Origin of the sequence: Bacteroides sp. MSB163 (assembly GCF_036416795.1) — a bacterium.
GTDB classification, from domain to species: Bacteria; Bacteroidota; Bacteroidia; order Bacteroidales; family Bacteroidaceae; genus Bacteroides; species Bacteroides maternus.
Genome location: NZ_CP143867.1, coordinates 1,281,592 through 1,304,688, shown reverse-complemented (window position 1 = coordinate 1,304,688; position 23,097 = coordinate 1,281,592). Strand labels below are relative to the sequence as shown.

General features: G+C 42.9%; 16 protein-coding genes and 1 pseudogene. All 17 read left to right on the top strand.

The genetic code is table 11. The features are described 5' to 3' along the window. Window positions 1–125: 125 nt before the first annotated feature. The 17 genes and pseudogenes from VYM24_RS04555 (at window position 126) to VYM24_RS04475 (ending at window position 23,096) form a co-directional block, all read left to right on the top strand. The gene (locus VYM24_RS04555; RefSeq protein ID WP_330941576.1) at window positions 126–2,084 is read left to right on the top strand and encodes a sialate O-acetylesterase; all 1,959 of its coding nucleotides are present in this window, start codon (window positions 126–128) and stop codon (window positions 2,082–2,084) included. A gap of 272 nt (window positions 2,085–2,356) precedes the next feature. Continuing rightward, the gene (locus VYM24_RS04550) at window positions 2,357–4,351 is read left to right on the top strand and encodes a tetratricopeptide repeat-containing sensor histidine kinase (protein ID WP_330941575.1); all 1,995 of its coding nucleotides are present in this window, start codon (window positions 2,357–2,359) and stop codon (window positions 4,349–4,351) included. A 47-nt stretch (window positions 4,352–4,398) separates the two neighbouring features. Further along, window positions 4,399–5,100 carry a DNA alkylation repair protein gene (locus VYM24_RS04545; protein WP_330941574.1) on the top strand — a complete coding sequence of 234 codons (702 nt, stop codon included), beginning with the start codon at window positions 4,399–4,401 and terminating at the stop codon, window positions 5,098–5,100. A 611-nt stretch (window positions 5,101–5,711) separates the two neighbouring features. Next, window positions 5,712–7,655 (top strand): tetratricopeptide repeat-containing sensor histidine kinase, encoded by a 1,944-nt coding sequence (locus VYM24_RS04540; RefSeq protein ID WP_330941573.1) that lies wholly within the window; start codon window positions 5,712–5,714, stop codon window positions 7,653–7,655. A gap of 183 nt (window positions 7,656–7,838) precedes the next feature. Further along, window positions 7,839–8,486 carry a response regulator transcription factor gene (locus tag VYM24_RS04535; protein ID WP_330941572.1) on the top strand — a complete coding sequence of 216 codons (648 nt, stop codon included), beginning with the start codon at window positions 7,839–7,841 and terminating at the stop codon, window positions 8,484–8,486. Window positions 8,487–8,506: 20 nt separating this feature from the next. Continuing rightward, a complete protein-coding gene (locus VYM24_RS04530) occupies window positions 8,507–9,745 on the top strand; it encodes a hypothetical protein (RefSeq protein WP_330941571.1) in 1,239 nt (412 codons plus the stop codon). Window positions 9,746–9,850: 105 nt separating this feature from the next. After that, window positions 9,851–10,105, top strand: coding sequence for a hypothetical protein (locus VYM24_RS04525; protein ID WP_330941570.1), 255 nt, complete (start codon window positions 9,851–9,853; stop codon window positions 10,103–10,105). A gap of 981 nt (window positions 10,106–11,086) precedes the next feature. After that, a pseudogene (locus tag VYM24_RS04520) lies at window positions 11,087–11,494 on the top strand (energy transducer TonB); the annotation flags it as partial. 94 nt (window positions 11,495–11,588) lie between these two features. After that, complete coding sequence (locus VYM24_RS04515) at window positions 11,589–13,304, top strand: hypothetical protein (protein ID WP_330941569.1); 1,716 nt, start codon at window positions 11,589–11,591, stop codon at window positions 13,302–13,304. Then, a complete protein-coding gene (locus VYM24_RS04510) occupies window positions 13,252–14,637 on the top strand; it encodes a hypothetical protein (RefSeq protein ID WP_330941568.1) in 1,386 nt (461 codons plus the stop codon). Before VYM24_RS04515 ends, VYM24_RS04510 begins: the two co-directional genes overlap by 53 nt. Window positions 14,638–14,639: 2 nt before the next feature. Next, window positions 14,640–15,524, top strand: coding sequence for an energy transducer TonB (locus VYM24_RS04505; RefSeq protein ID WP_330941567.1), 885 nt, complete (start codon window positions 14,640–14,642; stop codon window positions 15,522–15,524). 475 nt (window positions 15,525–15,999) lie between these two features. Continuing rightward, a complete protein-coding gene (locus VYM24_RS04500) occupies window positions 16,000–16,551 on the top strand; it encodes an AlbA family DNA-binding domain-containing protein (RefSeq protein ID WP_330941566.1) in 552 nt (183 codons plus the stop codon). Further along, on the top strand, window positions 16,548–16,850 hold the full coding sequence (locus VYM24_RS04495; RefSeq protein WP_330941565.1) for a hypothetical protein: 303 nt from the start codon (window positions 16,548–16,550) through the stop codon (window positions 16,848–16,850). Before VYM24_RS04500 ends, VYM24_RS04495 begins: the two co-directional genes overlap by 4 nt. Before the next feature lie 121 nt (window positions 16,851–16,971). Next, on the top strand, window positions 16,972–18,003 hold the full coding sequence (gene ruvB, locus VYM24_RS04490; protein WP_291553588.1) for a Holliday junction branch migration DNA helicase RuvB: 1,032 nt from the start codon (window positions 16,972–16,974) through the stop codon (window positions 18,001–18,003). Window positions 18,004–18,074: 71 nt separating this feature from the next. Continuing rightward, a complete protein-coding gene (locus VYM24_RS04485; RefSeq protein ID WP_291553586.1) occupies window positions 18,075–19,520 on the top strand; it encodes a lipopolysaccharide biosynthesis protein in 1,446 nt (481 codons plus the stop codon). Between the two features lie 8 nt (window positions 19,521–19,528). Continuing rightward, the gene (locus VYM24_RS04480) at window positions 19,529–20,905 is read left to right on the top strand and encodes a TIGR00341 family protein (protein ID WP_330941564.1); all 1,377 of its coding nucleotides are present in this window, start codon (window positions 19,529–19,531) and stop codon (window positions 20,903–20,905) included. Between the two features lie 55 nt (window positions 20,906–20,960). After that, window positions 20,961–23,096 carry a S46 family peptidase gene (locus tag VYM24_RS04475; protein ID WP_330941563.1) on the top strand — a complete coding sequence of 712 codons (2,136 nt, stop codon included), beginning with the start codon at window positions 20,961–20,963 and terminating at the stop codon, window positions 23,094–23,096. Window position 23,097: the final 1 nt, after the last annotated feature.

Below are 23,097 nucleotides of genomic sequence, written 5' to 3'. Positions count from 1 at the left end.
ATTAGGGTAATAACACTATTTCGAATATGAAATTCTAGCTATCTTTGCTTTCCGATATTGCGACGGTGATATGTGATTAAAGCAACTGTTTGCAATGCGTCTGTTTAAACCAATAATTAACTGATATGAAAAACAAATGTATGTTAGTTGCAGCTTTGCTGTTGTTATCCGGTACAATCTCGGCCAAGGTGGTGTTGCCGCCGATGTTTTCGGATAACATGGTGTTGCAGCAACAGGCGGATGCCCCTATCTGGGGTGAGGCAAAACCGATGAAAACGGTGAAAATAACCACTTCCTGGGACGGGAAGACGTATGAAACGCTGTCTGATAAGGAGGGTAAATGGAAACTTTCCGTTCGTACCCCTGAAGCGGGTGGCCCGTATGAGCTTACACTGACCGATGGTCAGAAACTGGTGTTGAAGAACGTAATGATTGGTGAGGTATGGATCTGTTCCGGACAGTCCAATATGGAAATGCCTCTGAAAGGATGGGGAAAGATTATGGATTATGAGAAGGAAATAGCTGCCGCTAATCATCCCAATATCCGTTTATTGCATGTGGAACATGTAACCAGTACACAGCCGGAGACGGATATCAAAATCCGTGATAATGGCTGGCAGGTATGCTCACCGCTGACCGTTCCTGAGTTCTCGGCTACCGCCTATTTCTTTGGTCGTGAAATCTCTGAAAAGCAGAATGTACCCGTCGGGCTGATTCATACTTCCTGGGGTGGGACCAATGTAGAGTCCTGGATAAGCGGGAAGGTGTTACAGGAAATGCCGGATTTTAGTAAAGTGGTGGAAGATATTCGTGCAATGCCCGATAAAACTGCGATGAAAGCGGACTATTTGAAAGCTTTGGAAGCTTGGAACAATCGCGTTGATGAAGGCTTTGCTGTCGGAAAACCGGTACGGGCTGAGGCATCTCTGGATGATAAAGCCTGGGGCAAACTGAACTTCCCCGGAATGGTGGATCAGCAAGGGCTTGGTGACTTTGACGGACTGATCTGGCTTCGCCGCACCGTCGATATTCCTGCATCTTGGGCAGGTAAGAAGGTGCAGTTGGTTTTAGGAGCCATTGATGATAATGATATAACGTATTGGAATGGTCGGGAAGTGGGTCGTACAGATGGCTATTCTGTTCAACGTAATTACACCGTTCCGGGTAAGTTGGTGAAGGCAGGACTGCTTACGCTGGCTGTCCGTGTGACAGATACAGGAGGTGGCTGTGGCATGACGGATGAGCTTTATCTCCGTTCAGACAATGGAGAACAAATCAGCCTGGCCGGTGAATGGAAATATCAGATAGCCGCCGATGCCCGGAAAGAGGGTATGTTTCCGAAGGATATGTCCGAGGACCCCAATTTGCCGACATCTTTATACAATGCTATGATCCATCCGCTGGTGCCTTACAGTATCCGTGGTGCTATCTGGTACCAAGGAGAAAACAATGCTTCCCGCGCCTATCAGTATCGTGAGCTTTTCCCGCTGATTATCGAGAACTGGCGTAAGGACTGGGGGCAGGATTTTCCTTTCTATTTTGTGCAGTTAGCCAACTTTATGCAGGTATCTCCCAACCCCGTTGATTCTGACTGGGCGGAACTTCGCGAAGCGCAAGCGCGCACATTGTCGGTAGCAAATACCGGAATGGCTGTGATTATTGATAAAGGCGATGCCAATGATATCCATCCGAAAGATAAACAGACCGTTGGACATCGCCTGGCATTGGTGGCCCGTGCCAAGACGTATGGAGAACAAATACCTTATTCCGGTCCCGTCTATCGTTCCTATCAGGTGGATGGGGATAAGATTATCCTTTCTTTTGATCATACGGATGGTGGTTTAAAGAGTAGTGACGGGAAAGCATTGCAAGGCTTTGCCATTGCTGGTCGTGATCATAAATTCCACTGGGCGAAGGCAGAAATACAGGGTGATAAGATTGTGGTGAGTTCTCCCGATGTGCCGTATCCCGTTGCCGTGCGCTACGCATGGGCCAACAATCCGGTTTGTAACTTATATAATGGTGCCGGCCTTCCGGCTTCACCTTTCCGTACGGATGACTGGAAAGGGGTGACGCAGAAATAGTCAATGCGTCCGGTTGTATGGCGACTCTGCTTATTATCGATTGTAAATTATTGATAATAAGCGGAGTCTTTTTTTAATGTTACTTGTTGATAGATACTGTGAAGATGAACGTTTGCTTGCTTATTTGCTGTTATTGTTCTAAATAATGCTTATTATATGCAATAAAAAGGTAAAAATCATCAATTAGTCTGTCTTGTGAGATAGGGGGATATTTTATTTCATAGATAAAACATATCTTTATCATCATATAACATACAACAGACAAATAACTTATGCTGAAAAAAACGATTCTTGTCTGTGTTCTTTTGCATTTGGTTGTAGGAACTATTTCACCCCAAAATGTAGACTCTACCGATATTAAAAGCATGCGTGCTTACTATAAACAGTATTTCAATGATCCGACTGATCCCATTGTTCTGGTAGCATCGGATACATTGTTCGATATGGCAATCAGGTGCAACGATACGGTGATGGCTAAGATAGCTTTGGGAGCCAAGGTAGACTATTACTATTACGGACAGGGCGAGAACCGCACGGATAGCATCATAGCCGGAGTAAATCGCTTAAAACAATACGCCAGAAGGGTCGGTAATGCAGAACTTTACTACTGGGCGTGGGCTGCCAGGTTGGTTAACTATTATATCATACAGGGAGAATATAACATTGCTCTTTTTGAAGCCGAAAAGATGTTGCAGGAAGCCAAGAGTGAGAAGAGTCAGGAAAGTATTGCTGAGTGTTATTATGCATTGGCCAACGTATATGGGGCTAAAGGTATGATGGGGAAGTCTCAGGAATTTATGCTTAAAGAAATCGATATTTTTGAGAATGCCGATGTAGTAAGATATAATATATCCTGCCAGTATAGTGATGCCGCAAAGATATACATTGATTTGGGCGAAGCGGAAAAAGCTCCCGAACTGCTTAAAAAGGCACTCAAAACTTCTAAATCTACTTATCATGAAGTGACGGCCAAGCTGGTTTATGTATCACTCTATCTTGCGCAAGGAGATACGGTAGCTGCCCGCAAGGCGTTAGAGGAATGTAGACGAATGTATATGGAAGAACCTTCAATGAAACGTCATATCCATTATTTGTATGATGTAGAGATTGATTATAACTGGAGGGTGGGCAACTATAATAAGGCTCTTAGTGTATTGGATGAACGGGAAACTGAACTGAAGAAGAAAAACAATCTGACGACTCTGATGGCATTGAGAAAAACAAAGGCGGACATTCTTTGGGATATGAACCGTAAAGAAGAAGCTGCCGGGCTGTACCGCGATTTTTTGTTGGAACAGAATAAGGAGAAAGAAAGGAATGAAGAAATCACTACCAGCGAGTTTGCTACCATGCTGAACTTGCAACAACTCAATGCTGAAAAGGTACGGCTGGAGAAGATTTCTCAGAAGAAACGACTACAAAATACCCGGATCATTTTATTCTCTGTTATAGGTATTTTATGTATCGTTGTTATCTTCTTGTGGCAACAGAGAAAACTCAATGCAAAGTTGTATCGAGCAAAAAATAAACTGGACGAGCAGAATCGTACATTAATTAAAGCCGAGGAGGAATTGCGCAAAGCCAAAGAGCTTGCTGAACAGAGTAATTGGCTGAAAACAATGTTCATTCAGAATATGTCTCATGAAATCCGTACTCCGCTTAACTCCATTGTCGGGTTCTCCGGGGTATTGGTTGATATGCTTGATGAAAAGGAAGACATCGGGCAATATGTTGCGTTGATTGAGAGTAACAGCAAGCTGTTGCTGAAGCTGGTAGGTGATATCCTTGATATCTCCATTCTCGACAGTGAGGTTGAAATCAAGCATAATGCTGTTGATGTCAATGCTTGTTGCCAGGCCTCGATAGATGCGGCGGGGGCATCCTTCGATCCGGGCGTAAAGCTCATTTTTGAACCGGCCTGTGATGAACTGATCATAAATAGTAATTATAATTATATAGTGCAGGTACTTGATAACCTGCTGGGCAATGCATTGAAGTTCACTCAGGAGGGTTCCGTTACATTAGCCTATGAGGTTAAGAAAGAAGAGAATCAATTGATTTTTACGGTTACAGATACCGGGATCGGTATTCCTGTCGAGGAACAGGAGCGTGTTTTTGAGCGCTTTGTGAAGTTGGATAATTTTAGTCAGGGAGCAGGGCTCGGTTTATCTATTTGCCGTATCGTTGCGGAAAGGCTGGGTGGATACCTGATGATTGATAAAGGCTACACTCAGGGTACCCGTGTTATCTTTTGTGTGTCGATGTGAAGAATAAAAATTGAAATGATATTTTTGTATGCAATTAAGTTCATATTATGCAGAAAACAAAGGAAATACAGCAGGAACTGGAACAGTACATTGACGCGGTGAAACGGGAGTATCTTCCCAATTTCTTTAAAACTGGGAAAGGACAATACGGAGAAGGTGACAAGTTTCTCGGTATTGTCGTTCCCAACACCCGTATGGTAGCGAAGCGGCATAAGGATGTGCCGTTTGAGGTAATGGCAGAATTGTTGCAAAGTGAATGGCACGAGTGTCGCCTGTGTGCCTTACTGATGCTGGTGGAGCGCTTTAAGAAATGCGATGAAAAGGGCAAAAAAGAGATATTCGATTTCTATTTGTCGCAGACTGCCCGTATCAATAACTGGGATCTGGTAGACTTGTCTGCTCCGGGTATTGTGGGCGAATATCTGAAGGATAAACCCCGTGATGTTCTTTATCGCTTGGTCAGTAATGAATTGCTTTGGGACCAGCGCATAGCAGTGGTCTCTACTTATACATTGATTAAAAACGACGATTTCATCGATATTTTAGCCCTCTCCGAGTATCTCCTTTACACTCGTCATGACCTGATGCAGAAGGCCGCGGGATGGATGTTGCGGGAAATGGGGAAACGGAACAAAGACTTGCTGGTGCAGTTCCTTGAAAAGCATTGTAAAGTGATGCCACGTACGATGTTGCGCTATGCGATAGAGAAATTTCCGGAAGAAGAACGGAGGGAATTTATGAAGCGGTAAGCAGTAGACATACGCTGTTGGCTACACTTTCGTCATTTCCGCTGTAAAAGCCCAGATAAGCAATCTGTGTGTCGTCTTCCCACTAGGACTGAGGGTATTTCCCACTACGACTGAGGGTGTTTCCCATTAGGACTGAAGGTACTTCTCATTACGATTGAACTAGTGTTCCACTGCGACTGATCATGGTGGGACATCAAGTGTGTTGTCATACAGAAAGTTACAACGTATATGAAACTCCTACTTGCTCCTTTCTATACGGTTATGAATCTTTTCACCACAGAGGACACAGAGTTAACAGAGTTTTTTAGGCTTCTAATTCATAGATAATTATAACCTCTGTGCTCTCTGTGTCCTCTGTGGTGAATAATTCATTTCTACACAGAAATAAATCAATTCTGCCAACAGGTAAAGGATAAATCTAAAATAGTGATTAGTAAGTTTGAAAATAAATGATATGTGGTAAAAATACCGGATAAAAACATGCCGAATAATTTTCATTTTAAATGAAGACTCTTAACTTTGTCACAATTTCAGCTGACTGGAAGATGAAATTCCATATGGCATCATCATGTTGAATGGGAGTTTATAGTGTATGGTAAATTGTGATGAAGATGAAATTACTACTTTTATTGATGTTTGTTCTGGCGGGGTGTACGAAACTCGCTACCTTGGATATGCAAATGAACAGTGAAGCCGATAGTCTTTACGAGGAAGCTTGTGTACATTATGAAAATGAAGAAATAGACAGTTGCACCTATAAACTGGCAAAAGCCTTAGAGTTATATCGCGGGAGTGGAGAAAATGAAAAGGTAGCTATCACCTGTTTGTCATTGGGGCAATCCTACAATGGAATAGCTCAGACCGATTCGGCAAGACCTTATTTACTGGAAGGACTGAAATATTGTGAAGGGAATACAGCGCTTGACAGTATTCGTGGAAGGTTACTTACCGATTTGGCAAGTTGTTATATGATTGAGGGGGATATCCGGGAAGCAACATCACACTATCTGACAGCTTTGGATGCCACCTCTAAATCCTGTGATAGCGAGGCTTATCTGACCAATTGCAGTTCGCTGGGCGTCGCCTACCGCAGAATAAACCTCCCGGACTCTGCTCTTTACTATTACGGCAAGGGGCTTGAGGCAGCCATGAAAAGCAAGGATTATAGTGCTGTATCCAATTTGCATGCCAATATTGCCGTGATGTATATCTCTTTCAAACAACTGGAAAACGCGAGGGAGCATGCACAGGAAGCCATTACGTATGCACTGAAAGAGGAAGATGCTTTGGACTGGTTGCAGGCTTATTACATCTACGGTTCCTTGTTGGTAAAGACAGGAGAATACGATCAAGCGATCAATTATCTGCGCAAGGCCTATGGAATAGCTTCCCAGCAACAATCACCGCGTTTTCGGTTAAAAGTATTGTCAGCGCTGTTACCCGCTTTTCAGGCTACTGCACAAGATGATTCGGTGCGTTACTATCTGAATGTATGTGACCGCTTTCTGGATGAATTACCGGAAACGAGCCATGAAGCTATCGGTATTTATGAGACAAAAGCCCAGCTTTTACTAAAGGAAAAGAAATATCGGGAAAGCTTGGATTTTTATCGAAAGTTGACGGGACTGATAAGCACGAATTCGCCTACCGCCCCCTACGTGTGGTACAGCCGTATGGCCGAATGCTATCATAACCTGCAACAGCCCGATGAGGCCTACAGATATATGGAGCAAGCTCTCGAATTGCGTGATTCTCTGGCTGCGCAGGAGGTGGAGAAGCAAATGAGCGAGCTGCAAGTGCGCTATGATACTCAGAAGAAAGAACTTGAAATTAAGCGTCTGAAAGAATTACAACAGCAGGAAGAACTTCGCAGCCTTCGGCTCACAATTTGGTTTATAGCTTTTATCAGCTTTATGATTATCCTCTTGATCGTCCTCTTGTATAAACGCAAGTTACAACTCAGCCGTAAATATATTGACGGAATGGAGAGCGAACGTGCCCGTCTGGCACGCGAGCTGCACGATGGGGTTTGCAATGAACTTCTGGGACTGGAAATGGAACTTAAATCGGGATTTAATAGAGAAGAGGATAAATGTGAGTTGCTGGACAAACTGGGACGGAGCCGTGCGAATATCCGTAGTATCTCGCACGAGCTGATGCCTCCCGTATTTTTTGATGCCACTATTGATGAAATTATAACAGACTATATCGATCATCTGAATATTCCTTCATCCATGCATCTTTCATTCGATGCCTCTACGTCCGATTGGAGTCTGGTGTCCTACAATGTGGCCTATGAATTGTATCGTATTGTGCAGGAAAGCATGAATAATATTCTCAAATATTCTTCCGGCACACAGATCTCCATTTCACTGTTGATGGATGGGGCGCATGTGCGGTTGGAGATATTCAGTAATGGAGTAATGAAGCGCTCTTCTTCCAAGGGCATCGGGATGCGCACGATGGAAGATAGGGTCAGATGTATGAATGGTACGCTCCATGTGACTGCTGATGAGACCGGTGTGTGCGTTACGGTTACGGCTCCTATTAAATAAAGATTTATTCCATAATAGCTTTCATGTATGGAAAGTATACCATTGCATTTACATGCTGTCTGTTGAAAAACTACGGAAAACAATAGTAGATTTAAACTAAAAATACCCTTCCTTTGCACAAAATAGTAAACATGATAACAGGGAGGACTAATATCTGACCACAAGCATATAAATAAAAGAAATATGGTGCAACTTCCATCGGATACATCGAAATACCATCTTCTTCTTATAGATGATCACCCTATTGTATTGGCGGGCATCCGTAACATTCTTGAAGTCTGTCCGGAAATAGGTGAGATATATGCGGCTGACAGTGCTGCGAAAGCTTTGGAACTTCTTAAATCCCACGATATCAGTATTTGCATGGTCGACATAGAATTGCCGGACATGTCGGGTTTTGAGCTGATAGAACAGATACGTTTGCTCTATCCGAGCATGCGTATTATTATTGAGACGATGCATAGTGAGGTGTGGGTGGTCCGTCGGATGGTAAAGGCGGATGTAGATGCAGTGATTCTTAAACAGTCTGATCCGGAGAACCTGCAAGAGGCGATTCAATCGGTTTTGGCAGGTCGTAAATACTACTGTCCACACTTCCAGAAATCCCGGAAGAAGCTTCCTCCTGAAATGCCACAGGTTCTCAGCAAACGCGAACTGGAGGTGCTGAAATGCATATCCGAAGGTCTGAAGAGCAATGAGATAGCAGAAACGCTGTATATATCAGTCAATACAGTGGAGTTCCACCGTAAGCAGATCATGCTTAAGCTGGAAGCCAAGAATGCGTCTGATATGTTGATAAAGGCTATTAAGGGCGGTTGGTTGGAAATATAGGCGAGTAATAACTAATTGGTATGGATATGTATTCGAATGAAAAACATAGGGAAAATGGTATTTATGATATCATTTTATCAGTTTTATTTTACGCCATGATTTTTTGTGCTCCTTTTGTGGAGGTGGTGGTGAACAGACAAGTTGCTGAGACAAAGACATTGGCGGGTTTTTTGGAGGAACATAGCGATAATGCTGTTTCGCTGATTTTGAATGTCTTGCCTGTGCTGACTTTAGTGATAGGGGTGTTGAAATTCGTTTTTTCCAGGCTTTTTTACCATTATGTGCTGGTTGTGTTAGATTTGTATAATGGTTTGTTTGCTCTCGCAATGGGGATAGGATTATGTTGGGCAGCATCCACTGTTGCAGGTCAAGCACCAGTGGATCTGATTTTCTATAGTGTCAAATATCAGATGGGCTTCGGTCCTCTTATTCTGCCTTGCCTTGGCATAGGTTTTTTCGTTTATACCCTTGGCACTTTCTGTGGGTATTATAAATGGTATCCTTTGCAAACACTGTTCTGGGGAGTCTATTTGCCTTTAATTCGTCCGGCCATTGTCTATTCATTGTATGCAGTAATAGCTGTGATAATTTCAGGCGTCGGTACGAGCGAGAAATTGACTATAGTTATTTCTATAATAATTTCCATTCTAATTTTGGTTTTCGAGTTCTGGTTGCTGTATACTTATCGTAAGGAGTGGAATCGGAAGTTAAGAAGTCGTGCCAACCGCGGTCAACAGGAAGCTGTACTAACCGTGACTGCTACAGATGGGGAACCGGAAGGCGGTACAGAGATCTTGCTGCCTTCAGAAATGATTCCGGCTACTGTGGTCGTGCCTGTTAGTGAAGAGAAACAAAAAACGGAAGTTCCGGTTAGGCGGAAAACTTCTTTTTATTACATGATAGGGCTGGTTATATTAGTGGTAGTTATAGCTTTGGTTTATATTATAGGAAGAAGAGGGGAGGATAGGCCTGTTGATATTCCAGCTATTAAGGAAATGACTTTAAGCGGACAGGTAGCTGGTAAGGAAGTACAAATGGCATTGACGCAAATTGGAGATTCGCTTTATGGCAGTTATTCTTATAAGCATATCAATAACCCGATACAGCTGACGGGAAAGCAGATAGGTGTGGATTATATCATTGATGAAACTGTTAACGGCAAGAAAACAGGTACGTTTAAATTGTTTGACGGGGAGTATAATGGTGACTCTTTTTTCTCAGGAGATTGGAGTAATGGAAAGAGGAAATTTAATGTTTAACTTAATTATACAAACTACAAAATACTGCCTTCTACTGATGCTGACCACCCATTTGTAGGTGAGTGGAAATATGAAAAGGAGGACGGGACGGAGGTAAATTGTTCCTTGAGTTTATATAATCGGGATATTGATGATGATTATGGTAAGATAACTTCGTGGGTGAATGATGACTGGCATGAATATGAGATCGATTCTATTCTTTCGTTGGAAGGTAGGAAGGCGGTAGTACAGGCGAAACATGGTAATCGGCAAAAGATAACGCTGGTGTATGATTCTTCGAACCGGAGCCTCTCAGTAGATATAGATCAACAGGGAACTTATGTGCTGAGTTTGAATCAGGAGGGGAATAACTTACGATAGTAGAAGAAGATGAGATGAAAAATCTTAATTAAGATAGACTGTATGAAAGTCGGGAATCTTATTATGTAACAGAAGTACCAAAGAGATAGGATCATGAGAAAGTTATTTGTTTTACTTACAATGAGTTTACTGGTAGTTACGGCTTCTGCCCAGAAGCTTTCGTGGCCACCTAAGAGTTATCCAGTGAAAGTGCCTTTTACTGTGTCGGAAGAGGTGAAGTATTATTGGGATGTGCAGGGAGTTCTTTGTACGGGCCGTGGAAACGGAGGCTATAAGTTCAGGATATTGGGAACAGCCAATTACGACTTTGCGGCAAGTAGAAGCATTAATTTTTATTATGTAAGTACAGGTAATAAGACGACAGTGGCAGGCGCGTATTATTTTCCTAAGGTGAAAGCAGGACAGAAGTTTAGTTTTGAGATTGTTTCCGCTTTCTCCGGGTATACTCCGTCAGGCTTCAACGGGTTTTATATCCATGATGAATTGTTGAGGATTCCTAAAGAAGAAGCTTCTTTGAAAAGAGAAGAAACATCTACGTTGCCTGCGGTAACCAATCAAGTAGATGAACGTAATGTGTTGACGGTAATGATTAATATGGCTGGTCAGGTAATGGCTGGGGATGATTATATAGGAAGTCTCGGGCAACTGACAGAAAAGGTGAAGGAATTTGTCGCTAATCCTTATAATGATGAGAATCTGCCGGAGAAGCAGAAGAAGCGTATCCCTTACTTTGATGAAATAATGGTTACTTCCAATCATAAAGTTACCGTGTCCAGGGACGCTAAGACTACCGAAGCTGATCATCAGGCAGTGATGGCTGCTATTCGTGCAGCCTATAAGGAGCTGCGCGGGGAATTGGCTAATGAAAAGTTTGGGAAAGATTTTTCCAAATGCTCTTATCAGGAGCAAAAAGCCATTAGTCAGGTTTATCCACAGAACATAGAGGACTTGGGGATTAGGAATTTCTCTTCTGATAATTCGTCGGTACCACCGCCACCGGAAACGCTTGCTATTGTGGAGGACAAACCGGTTGAAATAAAATATGTCCCTGTACAGATAGAAGTTGATTCTGATAAAATATGTGATGATGCGGAGGAAATGCCCTCATTCCCCGGTGGGCAAGTGGCTTTGATGCGTTTCCTGAGTAGTAATATGAAATACCCGAAGGAGGAGCAGGAGTCCGGGACACAGGGAAGGGTTGTTGTGCAGTTTGTGGTCGGACGCGACGGTTCTATTTGTGATGCTAAAGTAACTCGTAGTGTTAGTCCTGCTCTTGATCAGGAAGCTTTGCGGATAGTCAGCGTTATGCCTCGCTGGAAGCCCGGTATGAAGGGAGGCAAAGCCGTGAGGGTTCAATACACTATGCCGTTGATGTTTAGGCTCCAATAAAGCGTGAATAGATCGTGAGAAAGGGGAAAATACGGATGCGCAATGCGTGAATTTGAAATGATCTGCGTACATTAATCATTAAACGATAAAAGGGATGAATGCAATTCAAAGTTTGAATCGGAGAAAGTGGATACTCTCATTAGGGATCGTTGTATTTCTATTACTCGGAATATCGGGGTGTAGCAAAGAGAAACCTTCACTGAAAGGTCGTTGGGAGATGTTTGTGGGAAAGGATCCAAGTCCGATGGGGCAGGAGTATGGAGTGGATAACCTTACTTACTGTATGGAGTTGGATTTCTCGGAACGTACTTTTGATACGGAAATGGAAGAACTGCCGAGCGGGAAGAAAAGTTATGGTTTTATGAATTTTTCCACTATATCCCGCATCTATCGTTATGATATAGATTCGGTTTCCTACATAGGCAATAATAAGTATCGACTGGTGTCATTAGGGAGTCACGATTTGCAGCTTTATGAAGATACACTTACTTTTAACCCGAAAACAAACGAGATTACTTATGGTAAAGATGAGGTTTTCAAATACGTATCCGGTCTTAGACCGTTTGTCGGGGAATGGGAAATGATGGACAATGAAGGCACAAGCGAATATGTGAAACTTAGCTTGTATCAGGAAATAAAGGCGCCGGATGAGTATCCATTGAACGGTCAGTCTTGTTACGGGTACATTGTTTATGACACAGACGTGGACATTAGTCACAAACTGATTACTTCGGTGGTTTCTTCCAATGCTTTGGGGGCAACCGTAATGGCTGTTTTTCCCGATAATCCGGAGGGTAATCCGATGCAAGTCTATTTTGATTATAATTGGAAAGACGGGACCTTGATAATGGACGGGGGAGCACCTTTACCCAACAAAAATGGAGCACCGGTTTTGGAAGAACTTTCTGCTAACGATTCTTTTTTGTTTGCGAAGGTAGGTATGTGGATTTTTGTTTTGGCCATCCTTCTGGTGGTTTCCTTGATTCTACTGAACGTGCTGGATGTTGAGGGAGCAATACGTTTTTGGTTGCCTGCCATTGAATTGTTGGCAATGAGTGTTTTAATATTGTTTCTTGTCTGCAATATATTCTGCAACGAAGGAAAACTGGATTTAGGAGAACCGGGTTTGATGAATGTTCTGAAACTTTACGGAGCTGTTATTCTGGTAACAGGAAGCTTCTTGTTTGGTTTGTTCAGTATTTTATTGTGGCTTTATGAGGGCTTTGGTTATTTTAGCAAAACTCCCACAACCATTGCTGCTGTGATTGCCGTAATACTTCTTGCAATTCACATGTTTACAGGAAATATGCTGTTTGACATTCTTGCAGAACGCTTTATCCCCTCATTAATGTACCAGGACGGACTATTTGGGTTTATAATGGCATTATTGGTAGTGGCTGTAGGTCTATTATTTATTGTGCAGATGATTATATTGGCTGTTTCTGTAAAAGGGATTTATCGGATTGCGATATTGTTGCTATATCCGGTATTCTTTGCGGCAGGGATAGTATTGCTGATATCATCAATGGCAGTGGTAATAGTTGTCATGATTGTCTGTGCTATCATTGCATTCGTATTAGCTCCTCGGAAGGTAAGTGAGAGTTCGGGTAATACTTTGCCTGAATCTTCTGATAATAACAATGACTCTCAGGAGGAAGATTGTGATGCGATAATCAAAGGTGCCGGTCCTTTTGGTGGTGATGTAAAGGCGAAGGATGTAAGTTTCTTTAAAGACAAAAGTCTCCTTAAAGGTGAAAATGGAAAAGAATATAAGAGAAATGATGATGGGAAATATGAAGAACAGAGTTGATTATATATTTAGATATCTTATGAAACAAATAATATTAATGCTATCAGCCTGTCTGTTACTCATATCATGTGATGGGAAAGTTGATACTTTGTACTTTAATGAGAAGGAACAGGTATTTGAGATTAGTAAAGCAGGTGAGTTACGCTATTTAAACGAGGTGGTTGGTGATATATTGAATTTTGATAAAACTATTAAGTTGTCTAATAGCAAATCGATTCCTATAAAAGGAGCTCGTTTTAGATTAGTGAATGATATTGAGATAACGGGCAAATGGAGTCCTATAAAATATCTGCTTGATAACACTTTTGAAGAATTCGATGGAAACGGACATACTATCACTTTTAAGGATGTTGTATATACTATTAATGAAAAAGATTTGGATTCGGGGTATACTTCCCTTGAGTTTGGTCTGTTTGAAGCTCTAGGTAACGTTACTGTGAAGAATTTGACATTAGCTGGGAATATCACTGTACAAAATAATGCTGAATCATCATCTTTTTCTCTGATGATAGGCGCTTTAGCAGGTCATTTCTTTGGAGGTACCATTGATAATTGTACAAGTAATGTAAATATCCAGGTTCTTGGCGGCAGCAATGTTTCACTTGGAGGGCTTATTGGATTTAATGGATATAATAGTGATGGCAGTGGTACCAATTTTTATCATTCTATCCTTAATAAAGGAGACATTACAGTTAAAGATAATAGAGGATTGGTGACTGTTGGAGGGCTTGCAGGAGGGATTTGTCTTGGAGAAACTACTCAAGATACTAAATTGGAAAACAGAGGAAAAGTTGTAGTCAATTTGAGTACTAAAGTCGGTGGTTATTCAGGCAGCACTATCGGCGGTGTGGTTGGAACCTTATCTTCTATAAAAGATGCCTGTCATTTTTATAATTATGCAGATATTGCGGTTGGTAACCATGGAGTATCTACCCTTGTTGCGGTGGGGGGAGTAGCCGGGCAGATGCGTTGTAAGGATAAAGAGTGGATTACAGTGTATGATATGCGCAATTCGAGGAAGATCAATTTATCCGGTGAATTACAAGATGCTGTAATAGGTGGAGTGGCTGCAACTGTGGGAGGATGTTTCTTACATAGGTTAGTGAATGAGGGAACCTTAACTTTTACGGATAAAATTGATTGCATAGTAGGAGGTATTGTTGGTTCTAGCTCTGGAGGCGGTTTTTATAGACTTGTAATACCGGGAATGCTTGATTCTAATGTTCCTTGTGAAAATTGTATTTATTCTTGTTGTATGGATAAGGTAAGTGGTTTTCCGTTATTAGGGAAAAAGGACGATATAGGAAACTGTTATTGCTCAAAAGATATATGATTATGAAAAAGTTATTTGTTTTACTTACAATGAGTTTATTAGTGGTTGCTACTTCTGCCCAGAAGTTTTCGTGGCCTCCTAAAAGTTATCCAATGAAAGTACCTTTTGCTGTGTCGGAAGAGGTGAAGTATTATTGGGATGTGCAGGGGGTTCTTTGTACGGGTCGGGGAAACGGAGGTTATAAATTCAGAGTACTGGGAACAGCCAATCACGACTTTACGGCAAGTAGAAGCATCAATTTTTATTATATAAGTACAGGTAATAAGACGACAGTGGCAGGCGCGTATTATTTTCCTAAGGTGAAAGAAGGGCAGAAGTTTAGTTTTGAGATTGTTTCCGCTTTTGCGGGATATACTCCTGCGGGTTTTCAAGGATTTTATATTCACGATGAGATGTTGAGTATACCCAAAGAAGAGAAGGTAACTAAGGCTATAGGCAATATTCAGCAGAAGGATGCTGACAGGGCCTATTATGATTCGATACGTATAGTGGATTCAATAGCGGCAGTAGAAGCGGCAGAGGCAGAAATGGCTGCTGAACGTGCTGCGCGTGTAGTGACAGCACCCAAATATCCGGGAGGGACTAAGGCTCTGTATACTTTCTTGCAGGAGAATATGCGTAAACCTCAGATTGCGATTGAAACGGCAGGATATGGTACTACTACTGTTGAGTTCATTGTGACGTCCGATGGCACAGTTACCGGTGCAAATTACAAAAGGCGTTGTAATGAGCGTGTTGATAAAGAAGTGATGCGCCTGGTGAATATGCTGAAAGGATGGATTCCGGCAACGAAGGGCGGTCAGCCATGTAGTGCCGTAGTGCAGGTCTCTATGTCTATTTTTCCTTCATTTAAGGCTTCGGCTCAATTTGTAAGGGTGGTGCAATAGTGATGTTATAAGCGAAGTTTTTTGCTGTCTTTATAGAATAAAGGTGTGCTGGAAGTTACAGGTTAGTTACTTTCAGTACACCTTTATTGTTATGGATTAAATGATATTGGAGGCGGGATGTAAGGACAGAAGTGTTTGTGAAAAGAGTTAACTTATAGGGATTATCTCAAAATAAATTAGTTATTTTGCAGAAAACAAAAAGTTGTGGTATGAAGTCATTGTACATCAGGAATTACAAGAATCTTAAGTAAAAAAACTAAGCCTCATTGGGGATAAAGACTGCATGGGGAAATATTCCTTGTGCAGTCTTTATCATGATATATGATTGCATGTGAGCCGCAAAGGCAGAGTTTCTTTTCAACATGAGCAAGCGGAGAAGGATGGAATGATGAAGGGAGGAAAGAAATTAAGTGAAAAATAGATAGGGTTCATCAGTTTGTACTATCTTTGCTCAATAGAACCAAAATATGGAGACATGGATTGCGAGAAGCAGACAACCGAATATAAGAGTCTTCTGAAAATTAGAACAGGAGATAAAGGATTCAAAGACTTGTCCGTGACCTGTGTTGCTTTGGCAAATGCACAAGGCGGAAGAATCTTTATAGGCTACGATGACAAGAAGAAAGCCCCTTTGCCGGGACAGCATGTCACGCCCGACGAAGTGAATGAGGCAGTGACTAAATTGCGTAGTCTCTGTTTCAACGTCGGCCTTGTAGCTTCTGAAATATGTACTGATGACACCGGCAGCCAATACTTTATTGTTTCTGTTTCACCTTCTATGCATTCTGTAGCTACTACCTTGGACGGACGTATTTACATTCGGGTGGCCGATAAATGTGAACCGGTGCGTAGCGAGGACTTGCAGCGTTTGGGCGAAGAGAAGGGCGCTTATCAGTGGGAATTGGTGAGGACCAAATACCAGCTTGATGGGGTTGCTTTGGATGCTTTGCGGCAGTTGGCGAATGATATTCGTAACTTCAGCTTCAAGAAGAAGACCGTTTGCGCAGCTATACGGATAAGTTGTTGAAAGATAATATTATCGGAAGGAATGGTGCAAAGAAAGGTACCCAGTTTTTTGTGAATCCCCAGTTGATAAAGAACGCAAAGGTAAATTTGAAGACAACTCTGAAAACAGTAGAACCTTATGTGCTGAAAACTCTAATTATGGAAGACTTGAGAGTGCATCCTAAAAGTAAGATTTCGGAGATTGCGGGTCGGTTGCCGGAAGTCGATTTACAAGAGTTGAGGAAGATGGTTTATTCGATGGTGGATGTGGAATTGATAACAGAAGGGGCTCGTACTGATAGACGTTATGCATTGAAATAAGTGGTAAAAAAAAAGAAATAAAAAAGAAATAGAAAAAGAAAAGGGATAAGTAGTTGATTATAAGCCTTGATTTTGTTTTCTATTCTTTTTCTAAAAAGATAAGAAAAGAACTAAATATAGAATGGAACGAGAAGATTTTGACATACGCGATAATCAGTTGACCAGTCGGGAACGCGATTTTGAAAACGCGCTTCGTCCGTTGTCCTTTGAAGATTTCAGCGGACAAGATAAGGTGGTGGATAATCTGCGTATCTTCGTTAAGGCAGCCCGCCTGCGTGGCGAGGCGTTGGATCATGTATTGCTGCATGGACCTCCGGGATTGGGAAAAACGACACTTTCCAATATTATTGCGAATGAACTGGGAGTTGGTTTTAAGGTTACTTCCGGTCCGGTGCTTGATAAACCGGGTGATTTGGCGGGAGTGCTTACCAGTCTGGAACCGAATGATGTGCTGTTTATCGATGAAATTCACCGGCTTTCTCCAGTGGTGGAAGAGTATCTGTACTCTGCAATGGAGGATTACCGCATTGACATCATGATAGATAAAGGCCCGTCTGCACGGAGCATCCAGATTGATCTGAATCCGTTTACGATGGTGGGAGCTACTACCCGTAGCGGCTTGCTGACCGCGCCTTTACGTGCACGTTTTGGTATTAATCTGCATCTGGAGTATTACGATGATGATGTATTGAGCGGTATTATTCGTCGTTCGGCAGGGATATTGAATGTACCTTGCTCTACAAGGGCAGCGTCTGAGATCGCTTCCCGTAGCCGTGGAACGCCGCGTATTGCAAATGCATTGTTGCGTCGTGTGCGAGATTTTGCACAGGTGAAAGGTTCGGGGAGCATTGATACGGAGATTGCCAACTTCGCTCTTGAAGCATTGAATATAGACAAGTACGGACTCGATGAAATCGATAATAAGATACTCTGTACCATTATCGATAAGTTTAAGGGCGGTCCGGTAGGGCTTACTACTATTGCTACGGCATTGGGTGAAGATGCCGGAACTATAGAAGAGGTGTATGAGCCTTTCCTGATCAAAGAGGGTTTCTTGAAACGTACTCCGCGTGGACGTGAAGTGACAGAATTGGCTTATAAACATTTAGGACGTAGCCTTTACAATAGTCAGCGTACCTTATTTAACGACTAAGAACAGATACTATCTTTATTCTCTTCCCGGACTGAGAATAAAGATAGTTTTGTTCATTAATTAAAGAAAACATGGCGGGATTAAAAAGTTTAGCAAAAGAAACTGCTATTTATGGGGTGAGTAGTATTGTAGGGCGTTTCCTCAATTATCTGCTGGTGCCCGTTTACACGATAGCTTTGCCTGCATCGTCGGGTGGCTATGGTGTGGTTACGAATATATACGCCTGGGTGGCATTGATACTGGTATTGCTGACGTGCGGCATGGAGACGGGGTTTTTCCGTTTTGCCAATAAAGGGCAGGATGACCCGATGCGGGTATACTCTACCACCTTGTTGAGCGTAAGTATCGGCTCATTGGTATTCGTTGCTTTGGGATTGTTATTTCTGGAACCTATTGCCGGATGGTTGGAATACGGAGAACATCCCTGGTATGTAGGTATGATGATGATTGTGGTAGCAATGGATGCCATTCAGAGTATTCCGTTCGCTTATCTGCGCTATAAAAAACGCCCTATCAAGTTTGCTGCACTGAAGTTGCTGTTTATCTTCCTCAATATTGCACTCAATCTTTTCTATTATGTCATATTGAAAGGGAATGACGTAGGTTATGCTTTCCTCTTCAATCTGATATGTACCTCTGTTGTCATGTTGTGTATGATACCGGAACTGAGAGGATTTACCTATGTGCTGGATAGAGAGCTATTGAAGCGGATGCTTCGTTACTCCCTGCCATTGGTGATATTGGGTGTGGCAGGCATCTTGAATCAGGTGGCTGATAAGATTATTTTTCCTTTCGTCTATCCCGACGAGGCTGAGGCTACCGTACAACTTGGCATTTACGGAGCTGCCAGTAAGATTGCCATGATTATGGCTATGTTTACCCAGGCATTCCGCTTCGCTTATGAACCTTTCGTGTTCGGTAAGAGCAAGGAGAAAGATAGTCGTGAGATGTATGCCCAGGCTATGAAATTTTTCATTATCTTTACTTTGCTTGCCTTTCTGGCTGTAATGTTCTATCTGGACATCCTGCGCCATGTCATCGGACGTGATTACTGGGATGGATTACGGGTGGTGCCTATTGTCATGGCAGCTGAAATCTTTATGGGCATTTACTTCAACCTGTCCTTTTGGTACAAATTGATTGATGAGACACGTTGGGGGGCCTACTTCTCGTTGACAGGTTGCACTATCCTGATATTGATGAACGTCTTCTTGATCCCGAAGTATGGTTACATCGCTTGTGCCTGGGCGGGATTTACCGGATATGGCGTTGCTATGCTGCTTTCTTACTTTGTGGGCCAGAAGAAATATCCGATACAATACGACCTGAAGGCGATAGGTATGTATGTGCTTCTGGCGGCTGTGCTTTATGTGGCCGCCGAATATGTACCGATAGACAATATCTACTTGCGTATGGCATACCGTACAGTTCTGCTGCTGCTGTTTGTCGCTTATGTCGTGAAGCGTGATTTGCCGCTTAGCCAAATATCAATCCTAAACCGTTTCATTCGAAAATAATTATGCTTATGGAAACACCTGAACAGAACCAAAACCGGAATGTTTTTGCCGTCAAAAAGTTCCTGAGCGAGTATCTTGATCTGAGGAAAGACAAAGATAATGAGCTGGAAACAGTAGACTCCATCCGCAAAGGAGTGGAGTTTAAAGGGGCCAATCTGTGGATTTTGATCTTTGCCATCTTTATGGCATCATTGGGACTGAATGTCAACTCCACAGCCGTAATCATCGGTGCCATGTTGATTTCCCCACTGATGGGACCTATCATGGGTGTGGGACTGTCTGTCGGTCTGAATGACTTCGAACTGATGAAACGTTCACTGAAAAGTTTCCTGATAACGACCCTGTTCAGTGTAACTACGGCTACCATCTTCTTTCTTGTAAGCCCTGTTGCCGAAGGGCAGTCGGAGCTTCTGGCACGTACTTCACCTACGATTTATGACGTATTCATCGCATTGATGGGTGGTCTTGCCGGTGTAGTTGCCCTGTCTACCAAGGAGAAAGGAAATGTGATTCCAGGTGTTGCCATTGCCACGGCCTTGATGCCGCCACTTTGTACGGCAGGTTATGGGTTGGCAACGGGGAATCTGGTTTATTTCCTCGGAGCATTCTATCTTTACTTCATTAATTCGGTATTCATCAGTCTTGCCACGTTTGCCGGTGTGCGTGTGATGCACTTCCAGCGTAAAGAGTTTGTGGACAAGAAGCGGGAGAAGAAAGTACGCCAATACATAATACTCATTGCTGTGCTGACTATGTGTCCGGCTGTCTACTTGACGGTAGGCATTATTCAGAGTACTTTCTATGAGAGTGCCGCCAATCGGTTTGTTGCCGAACAGCTTTCTTTTGAGAATACACAGGTGCTAGACAAGAAGATTCATTATCATGGTAGTAAGGACAATGAAATACGTGTGGTGCTGATTGGACAAGAAGTTCCCGAAGCCTCTATTGCCATTGCCCGTAACAAGATGAAGGACTATAAGTTAGGTGAAACGAAGCTGATCGTTCTTCAGGGAATGAATAACGAAGCTGTGGATATTTCTTCTATCCGAGCTATGGTGATGGAAGACTTCTATAAAAACAGTGAGGAACGACTGGTGGAACAAACAAAGAAAATTACAGTGCTGGAACAGAGTCTGGCAAGATACAAGTCTTTCGATGAATTGGGCAAAACGATCGTTCCGGAGCTAAAAGTTCTCTATCCATCAGTGAAAACTGTTTCTATCTCTCATGCCATAGAACTGACGGTTGATTCGGTACGGACAGATACCATTACACTTGCTGTGCTGAAGTTTGGCAAGCATCCCGACGTCCATGAGAAACAGAAGATTACCGAATGGCTGAAAGCACGTACTGGAGCGAAAAAACTAAGACTGATTGCAGAATGATAATCAGTTAAGTATAACGAGTTATTCTAAATAATAATTTAATACCAAGTATAGAATGAAGCTAAAGTGTATCCTAATTGTAGCTTGCAGCCTCTTCACGTTGACGGGACAGGCGGACGAAGGTATGTGGATGCTGGGAAACCTGAATAAACAGACCCGTAAGACCATGAAAGAACTCGGCCTGCAAATGCCTGCCGATAAACTATATAATCCGAAGAAGCCGTCGTTGAAAGATGCGGTAGTCAGCTTTGGAGGGTTTTGTTCCGGTGTGGTAGTGTCGGAAGACGGGTTGGTGTTTACCAATCATCACTGTGGCTTCAGTAGTGTGCAGCAACATTCGTCGGTGGAGCATGATTACCTGAAAGATGGTTTCGTAGCCCGTAGCCGTGCAGAGGAATTACCTAATCCGGAGCTTTATGTTCGTTTTCTGCTTCGTACGGAAGATGTAACCAAGCGTGTGCTGGGAGCCGTTAAACCTTCGATGAACGAGATGGAACGTTCCAGTGCGGTAGACTCTATGATGATGGTAATAGGTGGTGAGGTATCTCTGAAAGACTCCACTTTGCTTGGCGTGGTAGATGCTTATTATGGAGGCAATGAGTTCTGGCTCTCCGTTTACCGCGATTTCAACGATGTGCGGCTGGTGTTTGCACCTCCTTCCTCTGTCGGTAAGTTCGGTTGGGATACGGATAACTGGGTATGGCCTCGGCATACAGGGGATTTCTGTGTGTTTCGTATTTATGCAGACCACAAGAACCGGCCTGCCGATTACTCCCCCGACAATGTTCCGTATCACCCTGAATATGTAGCGCCGATTTCACTGGATGGCTATAAGGAAGGCTCTTTCTGTATGACGATAGGCTATCCGGGTAGTACGGAACGTTACCTTTCTTCATTCGGTATCGAGGAAATGATGAATAACTCCAATCAGGCGCAGATTGACATCCGTGGTGTGAAGCAAGCCATCTGGAAACGTGAAATGGACAGTAAGGACAGTATACGCATTAAGTATGCTTCCAAATACGATGAAAGCTCCAATTACTGGAAGAACAGTATCGGTGTCAACCGTGCCATCCGTAAGCTGGGAATCCTGGAGAAGAAACGTGAAATGGAACAGGAAATCCGTCGATGGATACAGCAGAACCCGGACGAACGTGAGAAACTTCTTCAACTGTTTACAGACCTGGAACTGAATTATAAGAACCGCCGGGAGGTAAACCGTGCGCAGGCTTACTTTATCGAGTCTTTCCTATATGGACCGGAGTTAGTGCAGCTTGCACTGAAGATTCTGAACTTCGATTTTGAAGGGGAGCAGAAAACAGTTATTGCCGCCTTGAAGGATATCGTTGAGCAATACTCTAATTTGGATCTGGATATAGACAAGGAAGTATTTACGGCACTGTTGAAGGAGTATCGCTCAAAAGTGGATACCACTTTCCTGCCGGAAATCTATCATACTATCGCACAGAAATATAATGGGGATGAGAAAGCTTTCGTAGATAGTCTTTATGCAAGTTCTGAGTTGACTACTCCCCGTGGTTTGAAGCGCTTTCTTGAACGGGATACTACCTATCAGATTTTCGATGATCCGGCTATCTCGTTGGGCATTGATATGCTGACGATGTTGTTCGATATGAATATGCAGATGCAGGCGCCTACTACGGAGATCATCCGTGGGGAACGCCAGCTGAACGGGGTTATCCGTCGGATGTATACGTCTCGTAACTTTTATCCGGATGCCAATTCCACCATGCGGTTGAGCTTTGGAACGGTATGCGGTTATACCCCCTTTGACGGAGCGGAATATGATTATTATACAACGACAAAGGGTGTCCTGGAGAAAGTGAAAGCTCATGTGGATGATGTTGATTTTGCAGTACAGCCGGAGGTACTTTCATTGCTCTCTTCGGGCAATTTCGGAAGATATGCCGATGAAAAGGGCGAAATGAAGGTGTGCTTCATCTCTAATAATGACATTACGGGTGGCAATAGCGGTAGTGCGATGTTCAATTCGAAGGGTGAATTGCTGGGGTTGGCTTTCGATGGAAACTGGGAAGCTATGGGCAGTGATATTCTTTATGAACCGAAGATGCAGCGTACCATCGGGGTGGACGTGCGCTATATATTGTTTATGATTGAGAAATACGGGAAAGCAGGGAACCTGATCCGGGAATTGAATATTCTCAATTAGT

Coding starts and splice junctions, on each gene's coding strand:
- VYM24_RS04540 (WP_330941573.1), top strand. CDS start 5,712: ATGAAATTACTACTTTTATTGATGTTTGTTCTGGCGGGGTGTACGAAA.
- VYM24_RS04545 (WP_330941574.1), top strand. CDS start 4,399: ATGCAGAAAACAAAGGAAATACAGCAGGAACTGGAACAGTACATTGAC.
- VYM24_RS04475 (WP_330941563.1), top strand. CDS start 20,961: ATGAAGCTAAAGTGTATCCTAATTGTAGCTTGCAGCCTCTTCACGTTG.
- VYM24_RS04515 (WP_330941569.1), top strand. CDS start 11,589: ATGAATGCAATTCAAAGTTTGAATCGGAGAAAGTGGATACTCTCATTA.
- VYM24_RS04530 (WP_330941571.1), top strand. CDS start 8,507: ATGGATATGTATTCGAATGAAAAACATAGGGAAAATGGTATTTATGAT.
- ruvB (WP_291553588.1), top strand. CDS start 16,972: ATGGAACGAGAAGATTTTGACATACGCGATAATCAGTTGACCAGTCGG.
- VYM24_RS04480 (WP_330941564.1), top strand. CDS start 19,529: ATGGAAACACCTGAACAGAACCAAAACCGGAATGTTTTTGCCGTCAAA.
- VYM24_RS04555 (WP_330941576.1), top strand. CDS start 126: ATGAAAAACAAATGTATGTTAGTTGCAGCTTTGCTGTTGTTATCCGGT.
- VYM24_RS04505 (WP_330941567.1), top strand. CDS start 14,640: ATGAAAAAGTTATTTGTTTTACTTACAATGAGTTTATTAGTGGTTGCT.
- VYM24_RS04500 (WP_330941566.1), top strand. CDS start 16,000: ATGGATTGCGAGAAGCAGACAACCGAATATAAGAGTCTTCTGAAAATT.
- VYM24_RS04550 (WP_330941575.1), top strand. CDS start 2,357: ATGCTGAAAAAAACGATTCTTGTCTGTGTTCTTTTGCATTTGGTTGTA.
- VYM24_RS04535 (WP_330941572.1), top strand. CDS start 7,839: ATGGTGCAACTTCCATCGGATACATCGAAATACCATCTTCTTCTTATA.
- VYM24_RS04485 (WP_291553586.1), top strand. CDS start 18,075: ATGGCGGGATTAAAAAGTTTAGCAAAAGAAACTGCTATTTATGGGGTG.
- VYM24_RS04510 (WP_330941568.1), top strand. CDS start 13,252: ATGGAAAAGAATATAAGAGAAATGATGATGGGAAATATGAAGAACAGA.